This window comes from Frigoribacterium sp. NBH87 (assembly GCF_014217665.1).
In the GTDB taxonomy this organism is placed as follows: Bacteria; Actinomycetota; Actinomycetes; order Actinomycetales; family Microbacteriaceae; genus Frigoribacterium; species Frigoribacterium endophyticum.
On record NZ_CP043650.1, the window covers coordinates 1,293,420 to 1,309,020 of the forward strand.

Sequence of the window (15,601 nt, forward strand, 5' to 3'; positions counted from 1 at the left end):
TGACGAACATCGGGGCCCCGGGGGGCGGCCTAGGGTGGCGGCATGACCCCCGAGCCCTCCGCGAAGACCGTCCAGCTGCGCCGCTACGACCTGGTGCCGGGGGTGCTCGACGACTTCCTGGCGTGGTTCCACGCCGAGATCGTGCCCGTCCGCACCGCCCAGGGCTTCACGGTCGAGTTCGCCTACGCCGACCGCGAGGCCGAGCAGTTCACCTGGGCGGTCAGCGTGCCCGGCGACGCCGCGGCGTTCACCGCCCTCGAGCAGACGTACCTCGCCAGCGAGGGCCGGGCCGCGGCCTTCGCCGGCCAGCCGACCCGCGTCGCCGTCTCGCACGTGCGCCTGGTCGAGACCGTCGTCGAGGCCGGCAGTCGCCCGTAGCGGCGCCCGGCCCGCGCCCGCCCCGTCCTCACCCCGAGCGAACCACCGACTGATCGAAGAACCATCGCGAAGCGTGGTTCTTTGATCAGTCGGTGGTTCGCCGGGGACGAGGCTGCGGGGGGGCGGGGGGCGGGGGGGGGCAGCGCCGGGGCGTCAGGCGGCGGAGACGCCGACCATCGCCGCGCTGCGCTCCCACAGGCTGCGCGAGAGCTCGCGGTCGCCGGCCTGCGCCGCGACGCGGCCGGGGGCCTTCAGGCGGTCGAAGTAGTTGCCGCTCGGGGCGGGCACCGAGGCCGCGGCCGCGAGCCGGACGAGGGGCTCGGCGCCCTGCTCGGTGCTGATCGCGAGGTTCTTGGCGAGGCTGACGACGGGGCCGCCGCCGCCGAAGCTCGAGGCGACGAAGCCGGGGTGGAAGGCGAAGGCGTCGACCGCGGTGCCGCGGAGGCGGCGCGCCAGCTCGCGCGTGAAGAGCACGTTCGCGAGCTTCGAGGTGCCGTACGCCCGCATGCCGCCGAGCCAGGGGCCGCGCGAGCTGTCGAGGTCGTCGAGGTCGACGCGGCCCATCAGGTTGCCGGCGCTCGACGTCTGGACGATGCGGACGGCGCCCGGCGGGACGTCCTGCGCGGTCTCGGTGAGGCGCGGCAGCAGGATCGAGGTCAGCAGGAAGGCCGCGAGGTGGTTGCTCTGCAGCGTCGTCTCGAAGCCGTCGCCGGTGGTGCCGCGCTCGGGCATGAGGCCGCCGGCGTTGTTCGCCAGCACGTGGATGCGCGGGTGGTCGGCGAGCAGCTGCTCGCCGAGCGAGCGCACGGCGGCGAGGTCGGTGAAGTCGGCGAGGTAGGCCTGGCCGCCGACCTCGTCGGCGACGCGGCGGGTGCGCTCGGCGTTGCGCCCGACGACGGCGACGGTGGCGCCGAGACCCGACAGGGCGACCGCCGCAGCGCGGCCGATGCCCGAGCTCGCGCCGGTGATCACGACCGTGCGGTCGTCGAGTCGGGCGGGGGCGGGCAGCGTGACGGTCATGCCGTGCACGATAGCCGCGCGCCCCCCGCCCCGCCTGGGTGCGGGAGGAGGGGCGCGGGGCGGACCGCGGGAGGCGCGGTGCGGCTAGCGGCGGCGCTTCCGGTCGCGCCAGGCTCCGGTCGACCAGAGCGCCCAGGCGATCAGCAGCGGCTGGCCGAGCAGGCGCAGGCCGCGCTTGGTGTCGGTGTCGAGCCCGAACGCGTCGCGGTGGTGGATGAGCTGCGCGATGTTGCCGGGGAAGATCACCGTGAAGAAGATCGCGGCGACCCAGCCGACCGTGACGCGGCGGCCGCGGAGGGCGATCAGCGCGGCGCCGAGCGAGATCTCGGCGACGCCCGAGGCGAGCACCGTGACGTCCTCGCTGAGCGGGACGAACTCGGGCACCTGCGCGCGGAAGTCCTCGCGGCCGAAGGTGAGGTGGCTGGTGCCGGCGAAGACCAGCGCGGAGCCGAGCAGCACCCGGCCGATCGTGCGGGGCACGGAGGTGCGGGGGAGCTTGCGCGAGGTCATGGTCGGTCCGTTCGGTCGGTGCGGGTGGAGTCGGGGTGCGGGTCGGTGTCGCCCACGGCGCCGTCGAGCGGGGCGACGGGCGCGCCCGTGGCGACGGCTGCGGCGGTGGCTGTCTCGGCGGCGGCGGACGTGGCGGCGGGCGCTCCTGCGGTGCGGCCCCGCGCCTCCGCCTCGAGCCGGTCGGCCTCCTCGCCGGTGACGGCCTCGCCGCGGGCGACCATGCCGGCCACGTCGCTGAGGGCGATCTGCGGCAGGAAGAGCGCGAGCACGAACGCCACGGCGATGAAGGGGATGAGGTAGGCGAAGACCGGGGCGAGCGCGTCGGCGTAGCCCTCGACGACCTGGCGACGGATCGCCTCGGGCAGCTCGTTCAGGGCCGCGGGGTCGAGGGTGGCCGTCGACTGCGCGGCGTCGCCCGCCGAGGCCCCGGCGCCGGTGAAGACGCTGGTGAGGTTCTCGGTGAGGCGGCTCGTGAAGAGCGCGCCGAAGATCGCGACGCCGAGCGCGGCGCCGACCTCGCGGAAGTAGTTGTTCGTGCTGGTCGCCGTGCCGACGTTCGCCGCGTCGACCGAGTTCTGCACGACGAGCACCACGACCTGCATGATGAGGCCGAGGCCCGCGCCGAAGACCAGCAGGAACACGCAGATCAGCCAGAGGGGCGTGTCGGCCGTGAGCGTCGTGAAGAGGGCCATCGCGATGCCGGTGAGCACCGTCCCGACGATGGGGAACATCTTGTAGCGACCGGTCTTGGTGATCAGGTTGCCCGAGATGATCGAGGTGCCGATGAGGCCCCCCATCATCGGCAGCAGCAGCAGGCCGGAGACCGCCGCGGAGGCGCCCGACGACATCTGCAGGAAGGTCGGCACGAACGCGATGGCCGAGAACATGCCGATCCCCAGCACGAAGCCGACGGCCGTGGCGAGCACGAACACGCGGTTGCGGAAGAACGAGAGCGGGATGATCGGGTCGTCGGCCCGCGACTCGACGAGCACGAAGAGGCTGACCGCGATGAGCACGCCGGCGCCCCACAGCCAGGTCTCGGGGGCGCCCCAGCCGTGGTCGGCCTGGCCACCGAACTCGGTGAAGAAGATGAGGCAGGTGGTGGCCGCCGAGAGCAGCACGACGCCGAGCCAGTCGACCTTCTTCGTGGCCTTCTTGCTGGGCAGGGTCAGGGCCATCCAGGCGATGACGAACGCGGCGACCCCGACGGGCACGTTGATGTAGAACGCCCACTGCCAGGTGAGGTGGTCGACGAAGAAGCCGCCGAGCAGGGGCCCGCCGATGGCGGAGAGGCCGAAGACGGCGCCCAGCGGGCCGAGGTACTTGCCGCGCTCGGAGGCGGGCACGATGTCGGCGATGATCGCCTGCGACAGGATCATCAGCCCGCCGCCGCCGAGGCCCTGGATCGCCCGGAAGACGACGAACATCCAGAAGTCGGTGGCGAAGGCGCAGCCGATGCTCGCGAGGGTGAAGATCGCGATGGCGACGAGGAAGAGGCTGCGCCGCCCGAGCACGTCGCCGAACTTGCCGTAGATCGGCATGACGATCGTCGTCGCGAGCAGGTACGCCGTGGTGATCCAGGCCTGGTGCTCGACGCCGCCGAGCTCGCCGACGATGGTCGGCATGGCCGTGGAGACGATCGTCTGGTCGAGGCTCGACAGCAGCATGCCGGAGATCAGCGCGCCGAAGATGATCCAGATGCGCCTCTGGGTGAGCAGGAAGGGGGCGTCGGCCCGCTTCTCGGTGGTGGTCGTCATGCGGGTCGAGGCGCCTCTCGGTCGGTCGTGCGGAGCGGGGGTGTCACGGGGGCGGCGGTGCGGACCGGTGCGGTGGCGCCGGCGGCCAGCAGCTCGCGGGCGAGCCGCAGCTGCTCCGCGAGCACCGCGTCGAAGCGCTGGGCCTGGTCGCCCTGAGCGGTGAAGAAGACGGCCATCGAGCGCTGCGCGAGGCCGGTCATCAGGGTCACGACGACGTCGACGCGAGGGTCGGCGACGTCGAGCCCCTCGTGCGCGGCCACGGCGGCGGCGATGCGCCGCTGCTGCTCGTCTCCCTGGCGCATCACGCTGCCGAGCAGGCGCGGCTCGCGGTCGAGCGCGGCCTTGAACTCGGCGGCGCGGGCGCGGGTGAGCCCGACGTGCTGGATCCGCTCGACGAGCATCGCCGACAGGTCGTCGAAGGTGGTGGCGAACGGCGGCAGCGCCGGGTCGCGGCGGGTCGCGGCGTAGGCCTCCAGCGGCTCGTCGTCGTCGTCGAGGGCGACGCCCACGACCACGTCGTCCTTCGAGGCGAAGTGGTTGAAGAAGGTGCGGCGCGAGATGCCGACCGTCGTGCAGAGCTCGTCGATCGTGAAGCCGGCCAGGCCCTCCGCGGCGGTCAGGCGCCGGGCCTCGGCGACGAGCTCGGAGCGCACGCGCAGCCGCCGGAGCGCGGCCTTGCCGAGCGCCTCGGGGCCGCTCTCGGTCGTGCTGTCGGTCACGGGTGCCTCCTCTCGGTCGTCGCGGTGCGGGCCGGCGACGTCGCCGAGGGCGGGATGCCCGACGACGAGAATTGCACCCTGAGGCGCAGAGTGCAACTCTCAGCAGCTGAGAGATCGCCGAGACGACTGAGCCACGCACGGGAGGCGCGGTGCCGGTCAGACCGACGCCGCGCCTCCCTCGGGCACTGCTCCCCCGCGCTCGCGGGGCCGGGGCTACGCCCGGTGCGCTCCGTCGCCGTCGTGCGCCGTCGCCGTCACGGGAGCGTCGACCTCGGCGCCGGGAGCGACGTGCGAGTGGTGCTGCTCGTCGGCGGTGTGCGCGGCCGCCGGGTGCGAGCGCTCGAGCGAGGCACCCTCCACGTCGACGTCGGGCAGGATGCGGTCGAGCCACTTGGGGATCCACCACGCGGCGTCGCCGAGCAGGTGCATCACGGCCGGGATCAGCAGCAGGCGGACGACGAACGCGTCGACGAGCACGCCGAGCGCGAGGCCGAGGCCGATCGACTGGATCATCACCGAGTTCGAGAAGACGAAGCCGGAGAAGACCGCAGTCATGATCAGGGCCGCCGCGATGACGACCGTCCGCCCGGCGTGCACGCCGCGCTGGACGGCGAGGCGGGCCGGGGCACCGTGCGCGAACGACTCGCGCATGCCGCTGACGAGGAAGAGCTGGTAGTCCATCGCGAGCCCGAAGAGCACGCCGACCATCAGGATCGGCAGGAAGCTCAGGATGGGCCCCGGGTCGTGCACGCCGAAGACCGGCGCGAGCCAGCCCCACTGGAACACCGCGGTGACGCCGCCGAAGGCCGCGAACAGCGACAGCACGAAGCCGAGCGTCGCCGTGATCGGCACGAGGATCGACCGGAACACGAAGATCAGGATGATCAGCGACAGCCCGACGACCACGAGCAGGTAGAGCGGCAGCGCCGAGGCGAGCTTCTCGCTGACGTCGATGTTGCCCGAGGCGTTGCCCGCGACGCCGAGCGCGGAGACGCCCTCGACGTCGAGCCCGCGGAGGTCGCGGACGAGCTGCTCGGTCGACTCGCTCGACGGGCCGCCCTGCGGGACCACCTGGAAGGCGAGGGTGCGGTCGTCGTCCGAGGCGCCGATCGGGGCCACCGCCACGACGTCGTCCTCGCCCTTGATCTCGGTGCCGATGCGCACCTGCTCGGCGACGAGGTCGTCCTCCGAGACGGCCTGGTCGAGGTCGGCGACGACGATCAGCGGGCCGTTGACGCCGGCGCCGAACTTGTCGTCGATCAGCTTGTACGCCGTGTAAGCGCTCGAGTCGACGGGCTCCGACGAGCCGGCCGGCAGGCCGAGGCGCATCGACAGCGCCGGGATGGCGACGATCAGCAGCACGGCGACGCCGGCGACCAGCGTGAGCACGGCACGGCCGGTGCGCATCGGCGAGGTGGGCACCTTCACCGGGCCGGTCTGGCCGACGCGGGCGCGCACCTTCTTGGTGAGGATGCGCAGGCCGACCAGGCGCAGCAGCGCCGGGGTGAGCGTGACGGCGATGAGGATGGCGACGAAGACGCAGACCGCGCCGACGGTGCCCATCAGGCCGAGGAAGGGGATGCCCGTGAGGTTCAGCGCCAGGAGGGCGATGAGCACGGTCGAGCCGGCGAAGACGACGGCGTTGCCCGAGGTGCCGTTGGCGAGCCCGATCGACTCCTCGAGGGGCACCCCGTCGCGCAGTTGCTGCCGGTGGCGGTTGAGGATGAAGAGCGAGTAGTCGATGCCGACCGCGAGGCCGAGCATCACGCCCAGCACGGGGGTGACCGACAGCATCTCGACGGTGCCCGAGAGGGCGAGCGAGGCGAGCACGCCGACGCCGACGCCGATCAGGGCGTTGACGAGCGGCAGGCCGGCGCCGATGAGGGTGCCGAGCATGACGAAGAGCACGATCGCGGCGATGACGACGCCGCCGACCTCGCCCGGGCCCAGGATCTCGGGGATGCTCGCGGCGATGTCGTTCGACACCTCGACGTCGACGCCGGCGATGTCGGCGCCCTGCATCTCCTCCACGAGGGCGTCCTTCGACTCCGTGGTCACGAGGTTGAGGGCCTTGTCGAACTGGATGCTGGCGACCGCGGTCGTCTCGTCCTTCGAGACCTGGCGGATCTCCTCCGCGAGTGCGAGCAGGTCGGCGCCGTCCTCCAGGGTGGCCGACTGCGTCTCGAGCTCGGTGCGGCTGGCGTCGAGCGTGGCCTGCTGCTCGTCGATCTGCTGCTGGCCCGCGGTGATCTGGGCCTGCTGCGCGTCGAGCTGCGCCTGGGCGGCGGCGAGCTGGCCCGCGGCCTCGGCCTGGGCCCTCGCCGCGTCCAGCTGCTGCTGGCCGGCGGTCAGCTGCGCCTGCGCGGCGTCGATCTGCGCCTGCCCGGCCTCGAGCTGCGCCGTGCCCGCGTCGATCTGGGCGCGCCCGTCGGTGACCTTCTGCGCCTGCTCCGCGAGCTGCGCCTGGGTGTCGAAGGGGTTCGTGGTGCCCTTGACGTCGTCGAGCTCCTCCGTGCGGGTGAGCAGGTCGGCGATCTCGGTCTTCTGCTCGTCGGTGAACGCCGAGTCGTCGGAGGTGGTGAAGACCACCGAGCCCGAGCCGCCGCTCGCGGCCGGGAACTTCTCGGAGAGCTCGTCGCTCACCGCCTGGGTCGCGGTGCCGGGGATGCTGACGGCGGAGGTCAGCGTTCCGCCGAACAGGGCGAAGGCGCCGCCGGCGAGGCCGAGCACGACGACCCACGCCACGATCACCAGCCAGGCGCGTCGGGCCGCGAGGCGGCCGAGTCGGTAGAGCAGTGTCGCCATGGTGGTGGTCCTCCAGGTGGGGCGGTGGTGGCCGTGCGGTGGTGGCCGGGGTGCGGTGGGCCTCGCGTCGTCGGGAGGAGGGGCGGAGCAGCCGGGGTGCGGCGGGTCGGGGGCGCCGGGTCGGGGCGCCGGGGGCGGTCGGTGCGGGTCAGGGCCCGTCGGGGCCGCGGGCCGCCGGGTAGCCCGTGCGCACCGTCTCGACCAGCCGGTCGAGCAGCTCGCCCCAGACCGCCCGCGACGCGTCGTCGAGCGCGCCGTCGGTGCGGCGCACCCAGTGCACCGCGATCACGGCGATGCCGTGCATCAGCGAGCTGACGAGCAGCTCGACGTCGAGGTCGTCGACCTCGGAGCTTCGGCGGGCCGCGTCGGCCGAGAGGTGCTCGGTCGCCCGCGAGAAGACGTCCTGCATGACGTTCGGCTCGCCCGGCCCCTCGCTGCCGCCCTCGAGCACGCGCCAGAGGTAGGCGATCACGGCCGGCAGGTCGATGCTGCGGAGGGCGAGCGTGACCTCGTCGAACAGGGAGGCGCGGGTGAGCACCGCGGCGGGGGTCGCCACGGCCGCGGTGGCGGTCTGGAACTCCTCGACGGCGTTCGTGATGGCGACGGTGCCGAGGGTCAGCACCACCTGGTCGAGGCCGGAGAAGTGGTTGAAGATCGTGCGGCGCGACACGTCGGCGCGCTCGGCGAGCTCGTCGACGCTGAACCTCGGGGCGCCCCGCTCGGCGATGAGGGCGTCGGCCGCGTCGAGGATCGCCTGCCGGTGCCGCGCCTTGAGGGCGGCACGTCGGTCGAGGGCGGGAGCGGCGGTCACGGTGATTACACTAAGTGCACCCACGCACTCGGTGCACCCTGCTCTGGGCGCATTCCCAGGCCCCCTGAGCCCCGGGCCGTCGTCAGGGCCGGAGCCGCCGCGCGAGGTACGGCGCCGTCCGGCTCGCCGTGCTCGCCGCCACCTCGCGCGGGGTGCCGCTCGCGACGACCTGCCCGCCCGCGTCGCCGCCGCCCGGGCCGAGGTCGATCACGTGGTCGGCCGCCGCGACGACGTCCATCGCGTGCTCGACGAGCACCACGGTGCCGCCGGCGTCGACGAGCCGCTGCAGCTGGGCGACGAGCAGCTCGACGTCGGCCGGGTGCAGCCCCGTCGTCGGCTCGTCGAGGAGGTACAGCGTGTGGCCGCCGCGGGCGCGCTGCAGCTCGGTCGCCAGCTTGATGCGCTGCGCCTCGCCGCCCGACAGCTCGGGGGCCGGCTGCCCGAGCCGCAGGTAGCCGAGGCCCACCTGCCGCAGGGCCTCGAGCGCCCGGGCGGCGGCGGGCACCTCGGCGAGGAAGCCCGCGGCCTCCTCGACGGTCATGCCGAGCACGTCGGCGACCGTGGCGCCGTGCCAGGTGACCTCGAGCGTCTCGGGCGCGTAGCGCGACCCGTGGCACTCCGGGCACGGCGCGTACGAGCCGGGCAGGAAGAGCAGCTCGACCGAGACCGACCCCTCGCCCTGGCAGACCTCGCACCGGCCGCCGACGACGTTGAACGAGAAGCGGCCGGCGCCCCAGCCCCGGGCCCGCGCCTCGTCGGTGGCCGCGAAGGAGGCGCGGACCGCGTCGAAGAGGCCGGTGTACGTCGCGAGGTTCGACCGCGGGGTCCGCCCGATCGGCTTCTGGTCGACCTGCACGACGCGGTCGACGCCGGGGTGCTCGACCGCGCGCTCGGCGACGACGTGGCCGACGAGGGTCGACTTGCCGGAGCCGGAGACGCCCGTGACCGCGGTCAGCACGCCGAGGGGCACGTCGACGTCGAGCGCTCGGAGGTTGTGCCGCGTGACGTCGCGGAGCTCCAGCCACGCGGCCGGCGTGCGCGCCTCGCGGGGGGCGGGGCGCGCCTCCTCGGCTCCCAGGAAGCGGCGGGTCACCGACGCCTCGACGTCGGCCAGCCCGGCGACCGGGCCGCTGTAGAGCACCTCGCCGCCGCCGGCCCCGGCGGCGGGCCCGACGTCGACGACCCAGTCGGCGCGGCGCACGACGTCCATGTCGTGCTCGACGACGAAGACGCTGTTGCCGCTCGCGACGAGCTGCTCGAGCACCTCGACGAGGGGCTCGGCGTCGGCCGGGTGCAGCCCCGCGCTCGGCTCGTCGAGCACGTAGACGACGCCGAACAGGCCCGAGCGCAGCTGCGTCGCGATGCGCAGGCGCTGCATCTCGCCGGGCGAGAGCGTCGGGGTGGCCCGGCCGAGGCTGAGGTAGCCGAGGCCGAGCTCGGTCAGCACCTCGACCCGCGCGAGCAGGTCGCGGCTGATGGCGACCGCGACCTCGGTGCGCTCGCCCGACGACGCCCGCGACGTCGCGACGCCGGCGTCGGTGATCGCCGCGATCGGCCGCAGCAGCTCGGCGACCTCGGTGAGCGGCAGCGCGTTCAGCTCGGCGACCGTGCGGCCCGCGACCGTCACCGCGAGCGCGGCCCGGGTGAGGCCGGTGCCGCCGCAGAGCGAGCACGGCCCCGACTCGACGAACTGCAGCACCTTCGTGCGCTGCGTCTCGCTCTGCGAGTCGGCGAGGGTGTGCAGCACGAACTGCCGCGCGCTCCAGAAGCGGCCCTTGTACGGCTTGGCGACGCGGTCGCGCTGGGGCTGCACCTCGACCACCGGCTGCTCCTCGGTGAAGAGCAGCCAGTCGCGGTCCTCCCGCGACAGCTCCCGCCACGGTCGGTCGATGTCGTAGCCGAGCACGGCGGTGACGTCGCGGAGGTTCTTGCCCTGCCAGGCGCCCGGCCACGCCGCGATCGCGCCGTCGCGGATGCTCAGCGACGGGTCGCGGACGGCCGAGGCCTCGGTCACCTCGTGCGCCACCCCGAGGCCGTGGCAGCGCGGGCACGCGCCGGCCACGGTGTTCGGCGAGAACGAGTCGGACTCGAGGCGGTCGGCCCCCTCGGGGTAGGTGCCCGCGCGCGACCACAGCATGCGGACGGAGTTCGACAGCGTCGTGACCGTGCCGACCGACGAGCGCGAGCTGGGCGCGCCGCGGCGCTGCTGCAGCGCGACGGCCGGGGGCAGGCCCGTGATCGAGTCGACCCGGGGCGTCGACCCCTGCGCGATCAGCCGACGAGCGTAGGGGGCCACCGACTCGAGGAACCTCCGCTGCGCCTCGGCGAACACGGTGCCGAAGGCGAGCGACGACTTGCCCGAGCCGGAGACCCCGGTGAACGCGACGATGCGGTCGCGGGGCACGTCGACGTCGACGGCCCGCAGGTTGTTCTCGCGGGCGCCCCGCACCCGCACGAAGCCGTCGACCGGGTCGGGGGCGGACGAGGAGGCGCGGGTGCGGTCGGCAGGCATCCGGTCGATGGTAGGCGGCCGGTCCGCGGCGGGGCCGGGGAGACTCCCGGGCAGACCACCTTGTCTGCCCGGGCGCGCGTGGCTAGCGTGGGGGGACGACGCCCGAGGCGTCGGGCACGAGGCAGCACCGCTGCACACCGACTCGTCGCCGGCGACACCGGATCAGGGAGACACCACGATGGGCGAGACGACGCAGGGCGGCTCGGGCCGTACGAGGGCGCGCGGCGCCGGGGCGACGTCGTGAACCCGGCCGGGCGCTTCCTCCTCTCCCCCGCCCTCGCGGCCCGGTACGCCTGGCTCTGCGCGCGGTCGACGACGACGCCGCGGCCCCGCGACGTGCCCTTCGGCGCCGGGGCGGGCCTCGACCCCGACCGGGTCCTCATCGTGGGGGCCGGCCCCGCCGTCGGCTGGGGCACGAGCTCGCACTCGGTCGCGCTGCCGGGCCGGCTCGCGCGGCGCCTGGCCCGCCGCACCGGCCGGGGCTCGCACGTCGCGGCCCTCGCCGACCCGACGCACCGGGTGCCGTCGCTGCACACCGTGCTCGGCGACGCCTTCCTCGAGAACTGGGACGTCGTGGTGGTGACGCTCGGGGCCGCCGAGGCGATGACCCTGCGGTCGCCCCGCGCCTGCGCCCGCGACCTCGACGGCCTCGTGTCGGCCCTGCTCGAGCGCACGAGGCCGTGCGCGAGGGTGGTCGTCGCCTCCACTCCCCTGGCCGACGCGCTGGGCACGTTCGGCGTGCAGCCGACGGCGCTCGCCGAGCGCCACTCGGCCCTCCTGGCCGAGGTCTCGGCGGGGGTCTGCGCCGAGCACGCCCGGGTCACCCACCTGACGCTGCCGGGAGGGGGAGGCGCGGAGGCCGTCGACGACGACCGGTCGCCGGGGCGCGCGGAGGCCACGGCCGAGCTCTACGAGACCTGGGCGGAGGCGCTCAGCGAGCACGTCGCGCCCCTGCTGCACGCCCAGCGGGCGCGCATCGACTCGCCGCAGCGGGCCCGGAGCCGCCCGCAGCCCGAGCCGACGCGGCTCGAGGCGATCGCCGCGTCGGGCGTCGTGCAGCCCGAGCCGGAGGCGGCCTTCCAGCAGATCACCGACCAGGCCAGGGCCCTGTTCGAGACCGACGGCGCCGCGTTCAACCTCGTGCTCGACGACCACCAGTGGAACGTCGTGAGCACCCTCGGCTCGAGCACGGCCGTGCCGCTCAGCGAGTCGTTCTGCGCGACGACGGTCGACGCCGACGAGCCCTTCGTCGTGGCGGACGCCTGGCAGACGACCCTGACGGTGCCCCGCAACGACATCCGGTTCTACGCCGGCTACCCGGTGCACACCGCGGAGGGCATCCGCATCGGGGCGCTCTGCGTCTTCGACCCGGAGCCCCGCGACGTGCGGGGCCTGCCGCTCGACGCCCTGCGCGAGCTGGCCCTCGACATCGAGCGGGAGCTCTGGCGCCGAGCCGCCTAGCGCGCCTGGTCGGCCGGGGCCGGCGCCGTGGTCGCGGGGGCGGGGGCGGCGGTCGCGGCCACCGTCGGGGCGGCCGCCGACGCCGCGTCGGCCTCGGCGCCCTTCTCGGTCTCCTTCTTGAAGATGCTGATCGACTGGCCGAGGCCCTTCGCGAGGGCGGGGAGCTTCGTCGAGCCGAAGAGCAGCAGGACGATGCCGAGGATGATCAGCAGGTGCATTCCGCCGAGGTTGGCGAGCATGGGGACTCCTTGGGTCGTGGGGCGCCCCGGAGGTCCCGGGTCGTGCCGCACCGTAGGCCGTGCCGGACGGTCGTCCGGCGAGCCGGCCCCGTCGCCCTCGCCGAGGCGCCCCGCGATGCCACCCCCGCCTCCACCCCGCGGGTCACCCGGTCTCACGTCGGTGAGGAGGAGATCTCACCTCCGGCGTGATATGTGTGATATTTTGTGTTCCTGCACTGGATATCTTCCACAGGAGAGGCCCCCATGTCACCCACGTCCACGCTCGCCGAGCACCGCTCCCCCGACCAGGGCCTCCGCGGTCGCCCCCGCACCCGCCGCCACGTGCTGCGCCGCGAGGGCGTCTCGGAGGCCCTCAGCCGTGCGGCGGAGGCCTCGGTCGTCGTGGTGCGGGGGCCCGCCGGCGTCGGCAAGACGACCGCGGTCGCGGCCTGGCTCGACGAGGCACCGATCAGGGGCGCCTGGTGGACGGTCCGGGGCGACCAGGCCGTCGCCGACGTCTGGGCCGGCGTGGCCCGCCTGCTCGACCCGGCCGCCGGCGACCTGGGCGGCGCCCCCCTGGCCGCGCTCGACGAGGCGCTCGGCGGCGCCGCCGGGCCGGTGACGGTCGTGCTCGACGACGTCGACCGCCTCGACGACCCGCGGCTCGCGGCCGACGTCGAGCGCCTCGTGCTGCGCCACGACCACCTCCACGTCGTGCTGGTCGGCCGGGTGCGGACGACCTTCGAGCGCGCCGCCGGCGCCGACCTCGACGTCGAGCTCGTCGCCCCCGACGTCTTCGAGCTCGACCGGGGCGAGGTCGCGGCGATGCTCACCGCCCGCGGGGTCTGCTTCGACGACGCCGCGCTCTCGCTCGTCGACGAGGCGCTCGGCGGCTGGGCCGTCGCCGTGCAGCGCCTGGCCCACGAGCTGGCCCTGCAGCCGCGGCGCCTCTGGCGACGTCGGGACCTCGCCCCGCTGGTGGCCCGGCTCGAGGGCGAGCTGACCCGCGACGTGTCGACGGAGGCGGAGTCGCTGGTCGGGGCCGACGCGCTCCGGGCCGCCGCCGAGCTCCCCTTCCTCTCGCCCGAGCTGCTCGAGGCCGTCACCGGCGACCACGACGCCGCGGCCGAGCTGCTCGACGTCGTCGAGCGGTCAGGCGTCGGCGGGTGGACGGTCGTCGGCAGCACGCGGCACCTCGTGCTGGTGCCGGTCGTCCGTCGGGTCCTGCTCGAGCGCCGGGTCGACGAGGCCCAGCGGCAGGAGGCCCGGCGCGTGCAGGTGGCCGGCGCCCGCCAGCTGCTCGACGACGGCGACGCCCGGGAGGCCCTGGGGCTCGCGGCCGCGGCCCACGACTGGCCCCTGCTCGGCGAGGTGCTCGAGCGGCACCACGCCGAGCTGACCCGCGACCACGCCGACGAGGTCCTGGCCGTGCTCGAGACCGTGCCGGAGGCGTCGCTGCGCGCCGACCCGTGGCTGCTCTGCCTGCTCGGCAAGCTCTCGGCGTTCCGCGGTCGCAGCTGGCTGGCCGCCGCGGGCACCCTCGCCGCCGCCGACACGGCCGCGCGTGAGCTGCAGAAGGACGCGGGCCCCACCGGCGCCCTCCGGCTCGCCGCGGTGCGCATCGCGGCGCTGCGGCGGGCGGGCAGCGTCGGGAGGGCCGCGGCCCTCGCCCGACGCACCCGCGAGTCGATGGCCCAGCTCCGGGTGCCCCGCACCCCCGAGCTCGCGCGCCGGCTGGCCGACGCCCACCTGCAGATCGGCCTCTCGCTCTTCCACGAGGGCGCGTACGACGAGGCGCTGCTCGAGTTCGGCGCGGTCGGCCGCCTCGACGAGGCGACCGACCCGGTGCGCCTGCGGGCCCTCGGCACCGCAGCCCTCGTCCACGCCCTCGACGGCCGGCTGGGCGAGGCGCGGGCGCTCGTCGTCGCGGCGGAGGGCGACGAGCGCTGGTCGGACTGGCGGCACACGGTCTGGGCGCTGCCCGCCCACCTCGCGGCCGGCGTCGCCGCGCTCGACGCGGGCGACGACCGGGAGGCCCGGCGCCGCATCCGCACGGCGGCGAGCATGCCGGCCTCGGTGGAGGAGTGGCCCGTCGTCGCCTGGCTGACGGCCCTGCGGCACCTGGCCCACGGCGACGGGGCCACGGGCTTCAGCGTGGTCCGCGACGCGGAGGCCGCGCACCCGCAGGGCGTCGCGAGCAACCACCTGCACGGGCTCCTGACCGCCCTGAAGTCCGACTTCCTCCTGCTCTCGAAGCAGGCGCGCTCGGCCCTCGGCGCCCTGCGGCCCTTCGTCGACGGCCGCGAGTCGGTCGCCGGGGCGCACGCCCGCGCGCTGCTCTTCGCGGGCGCGGCGGCCGACGCCCGGGTCGTGGCCGACCGCATGGTCTGGCGGGGCCGGCTCGCGCCCCGCCCGCAGCTCGAGCTGCAGCTCGTCCGGGCGGTCGCCAGCGGCCGGGTCGGCGACCTCGACGTCGCGCGGACGGCGCTCGAGCAGGCCGTCTCGGTGTCGGCCCGCCACGACCTCCGCCTGCCGTGGTGGCTCGTCCCCGCCGAGGAGCTCCGCTCCCTCGCCCGGCAGACGGGCGTCGACCTCGACCCCGTGCTCGCCGACGCTCCCCGCATCTACTCGAGCGGCCTCACCGTGCCGAAGCTCACGCGACGCGAGGCCGTCGTGCTCGCGCAGCTGCGCGGCGCCGGCTCCGTCGAGGACATCGCCCGCACCCTCGGGGTCTCCCACAACACCGTCAAGAGCCAGGTGCGGAGCCTCTACCGCAAGCTCGGCGTGAGCACCCGGCCGGCGGCCCTGCGCGTCGCCTACGAGTGGCGGCTCCTGGCCCCCGTGAGCCGCGAGCAGGCGGCCACCGCCTCCTAGGCCGGCTCTACCCGCTCGACCAGCCCCTCGGCCAGCAGCTGGTCGACGAAGGCCGCGACCTGCTCGCGCACCGCCGCGGGGTCGGCCCCGGGGTGGTCGGCGAGCGACGCGTCGACGAGGTCGTCGACCGCGGCGACGCCGTCGAGCCGCGCCCAGAGCTCCGCCGCCGTGCCCTCGAGCCGGCGGAGCGCGCTGCGGTCGAGCTGGGCCACGACGAGCGCGTCGCCGTCACGGGCGACCGCCACGCGCGGTGACACGCGGACGACGAGGCGGCCGTCGACCGTGGGGGCTCCGCGGCGGGCGGGGCCGCCGGAGGCTCCGGGGCCGTCGGCGGCCGGGGCGACGCGCCCCTCGCCGGGCCCTCGGCCGGTCCCCTCGCCGTCGGTCATCCGGCCATCCTCCCACGGCGGACCGGCCGCGGCACCCGGGGTGTCATGCGACATGTCACCCCGGTGAAGGGCGGGGTGACATCTCGGGGGCCGCGGCCCGTCGCGACGCCCGACCCGCGCCTCCCGGGGGTGACGGCGCTGCCTACG

General features: G+C 75.1%; 12 protein-coding genes. 3 read left to right on the forward strand and 9 right to left on the reverse strand.

Annotated elements, in window-relative coordinates:
• The first annotated feature begins 42 nt into the window (after positions 1-42).
• Positions 43-378, forward strand: a complete 336-nt coding sequence (locus F1C15_RS05975) for a hypothetical protein (RefSeq protein WP_185233569.1) — start codon at positions 43-45, stop codon at positions 376-378.
• 153 nt (positions 379-531) lie between these two features.
• Here F1C15_RS05975 and F1C15_RS05980 read toward each other — a convergent pair whose 3' ends face one another.
• The 7 genes from F1C15_RS05980 to F1C15_RS06010 form a co-directional block, all read right to left on the reverse strand.
• The gene (locus F1C15_RS05980; RefSeq protein WP_185233571.1) at positions 532-1,398 is read right to left on the reverse strand and encodes an SDR family NAD(P)-dependent oxidoreductase; all 867 of its coding nucleotides are present in this window, start codon (positions 1,396-1,398) and stop codon (positions 532-534) included.
• 84 nt (positions 1,399-1,482) lie between these two features.
• Positions 1,483-1,908: a DoxX family membrane protein gene (locus tag F1C15_RS05985; RefSeq protein ID WP_056056874.1), complete on the reverse strand. Its 426-nt coding sequence runs from the start codon at positions 1,906-1,908 to the stop codon at positions 1,483-1,485.
• Positions 1,905-3,665, reverse strand: coding sequence for an MDR family MFS transporter (locus F1C15_RS05990; RefSeq protein ID WP_185233573.1), 1,761 nt, complete (start codon positions 3,663-3,665; stop codon positions 1,905-1,907). Before F1C15_RS05990 ends, F1C15_RS05985 begins: the two co-directional genes overlap by 4 nt.
• Complete coding sequence (locus F1C15_RS05995; RefSeq protein ID WP_255465515.1) at positions 3,662-4,384, reverse strand: TetR/AcrR family transcriptional regulator; 723 nt, start codon at positions 4,382-4,384, stop codon at positions 3,662-3,664. Before F1C15_RS05995 ends, F1C15_RS05990 begins: the two co-directional genes overlap by 4 nt.
• Positions 4,385-4,597: 213 nt before the next feature.
• Positions 4,598-7,189: an MMPL family transporter gene (locus F1C15_RS06000; protein WP_185233575.1), complete on the reverse strand. Its 2,592-nt coding sequence runs from the start codon at positions 7,187-7,189 to the stop codon at positions 4,598-4,600.
• Positions 7,190-7,337: 148 nt separating this feature from the next.
• Complete coding sequence (locus F1C15_RS06005) at positions 7,338-8,000, reverse strand: TetR/AcrR family transcriptional regulator (RefSeq protein WP_056056879.1); 663 nt, start codon at positions 7,998-8,000, stop codon at positions 7,338-7,340.
• Positions 8,001-8,082: 82 nt separating this feature from the next.
• Positions 8,083-10,512, reverse strand: coding sequence for an excinuclease ABC subunit UvrA (locus F1C15_RS06010; RefSeq protein WP_185233577.1), 2,430 nt, complete (start codon positions 10,510-10,512; stop codon positions 8,083-8,085).
• Positions 10,513-10,752: 240 nt separating this feature from the next.
• Between F1C15_RS06010 and F1C15_RS06015 the strand changes: the two genes are divergently transcribed.
• Positions 10,753-11,973 carry a GDSL-type esterase/lipase family protein gene (locus tag F1C15_RS06015; protein WP_185233579.1) on the forward strand — a complete coding sequence of 407 codons (1,221 nt, stop codon included), beginning with the start codon at positions 10,753-10,755 and terminating at the stop codon, positions 11,971-11,973.
• Here the strand turns inward: F1C15_RS06015 and tatA are convergent.
• Positions 11,970-12,212, reverse strand: coding sequence for a twin-arginine translocase TatA/TatE family subunit (gene tatA, locus F1C15_RS06020; RefSeq protein ID WP_056056886.1), 243 nt, complete (start codon positions 12,210-12,212; stop codon positions 11,970-11,972). The genes F1C15_RS06015 and tatA overlap by 4 nt on opposite strands.
• A gap of 243 nt (positions 12,213-12,455) precedes the next feature.
• Between tatA and F1C15_RS06025 the strand changes: the two genes are divergently transcribed.
• On the forward strand, positions 12,456-15,065 hold the full coding sequence (locus tag F1C15_RS06025) for a LuxR family transcriptional regulator (RefSeq protein WP_185233581.1): 2,610 nt from the start codon (positions 12,456-12,458) through the stop codon (positions 15,063-15,065).
• On the opposite strand, the gene F1C15_RS06030 is transcribed toward F1C15_RS06025, so the two are convergent.
• The gene (locus tag F1C15_RS06030; RefSeq protein ID WP_185233583.1) at positions 15,062-15,454 is read right to left on the reverse strand and encodes a PqqD family protein; all 393 of its coding nucleotides are present in this window, start codon (positions 15,452-15,454) and stop codon (positions 15,062-15,064) included. The genes F1C15_RS06025 and F1C15_RS06030 overlap by 4 nt on opposite strands.
• Between the last annotated feature and the right edge of the window lie 147 nt (positions 15,455-15,601).

Bases quoted from the DNA above. Each gene is read 5' to 3' on its own strand.
- F1C15_RS05975 (WP_185233569.1), top strand. From the start codon at position 43: ATGACCCCCGAGCCCTCCGCGAAGACCGTCCAGCTGCGCCGCTACGAC.
- F1C15_RS05980 (WP_185233571.1), bottom strand. From the start codon at position 1,398: ATGACCGTCACGCTGCCCGCCCCCGCCCGACTCGACGACCGCACGGTC.
- F1C15_RS05985 (WP_056056874.1), bottom strand. From the start codon at position 1,908: ATGACCTCGCGCAAGCTCCCCCGCACCTCCGTGCCCCGCACGATCGGC.
- F1C15_RS05990 (WP_185233573.1), bottom strand. From the start codon at position 3,665: ATGACGACCACCACCGAGAAGCGGGCCGACGCCCCCTTCCTGCTCACC.
- F1C15_RS06000 (WP_185233575.1), bottom strand. From the start codon at position 7,189: ATGGCGACACTGCTCTACCGACTCGGCCGCCTCGCGGCCCGACGCGCC.
- F1C15_RS06010 (WP_185233577.1), bottom strand. From the start codon at position 10,512: ATGCCTGCCGACCGCACCCGCGCCTCCTCGTCCGCCCCCGACCCGGTC.
- tatA (WP_056056886.1), bottom strand. From the start codon at position 12,212: ATGCTCGCCAACCTCGGCGGAATGCACCTGCTGATCATCCTCGGCATC.
- F1C15_RS06025 (WP_185233581.1), top strand. From the start codon at position 12,456: ATGTCACCCACGTCCACGCTCGCCGAGCACCGCTCCCCCGACCAGGGC.
- F1C15_RS06030 (WP_185233583.1), bottom strand. From the start codon at position 15,454: ATGACCGACGGCGAGGGGACCGGCCGAGGGCCCGGCGAGGGGCGCGTC.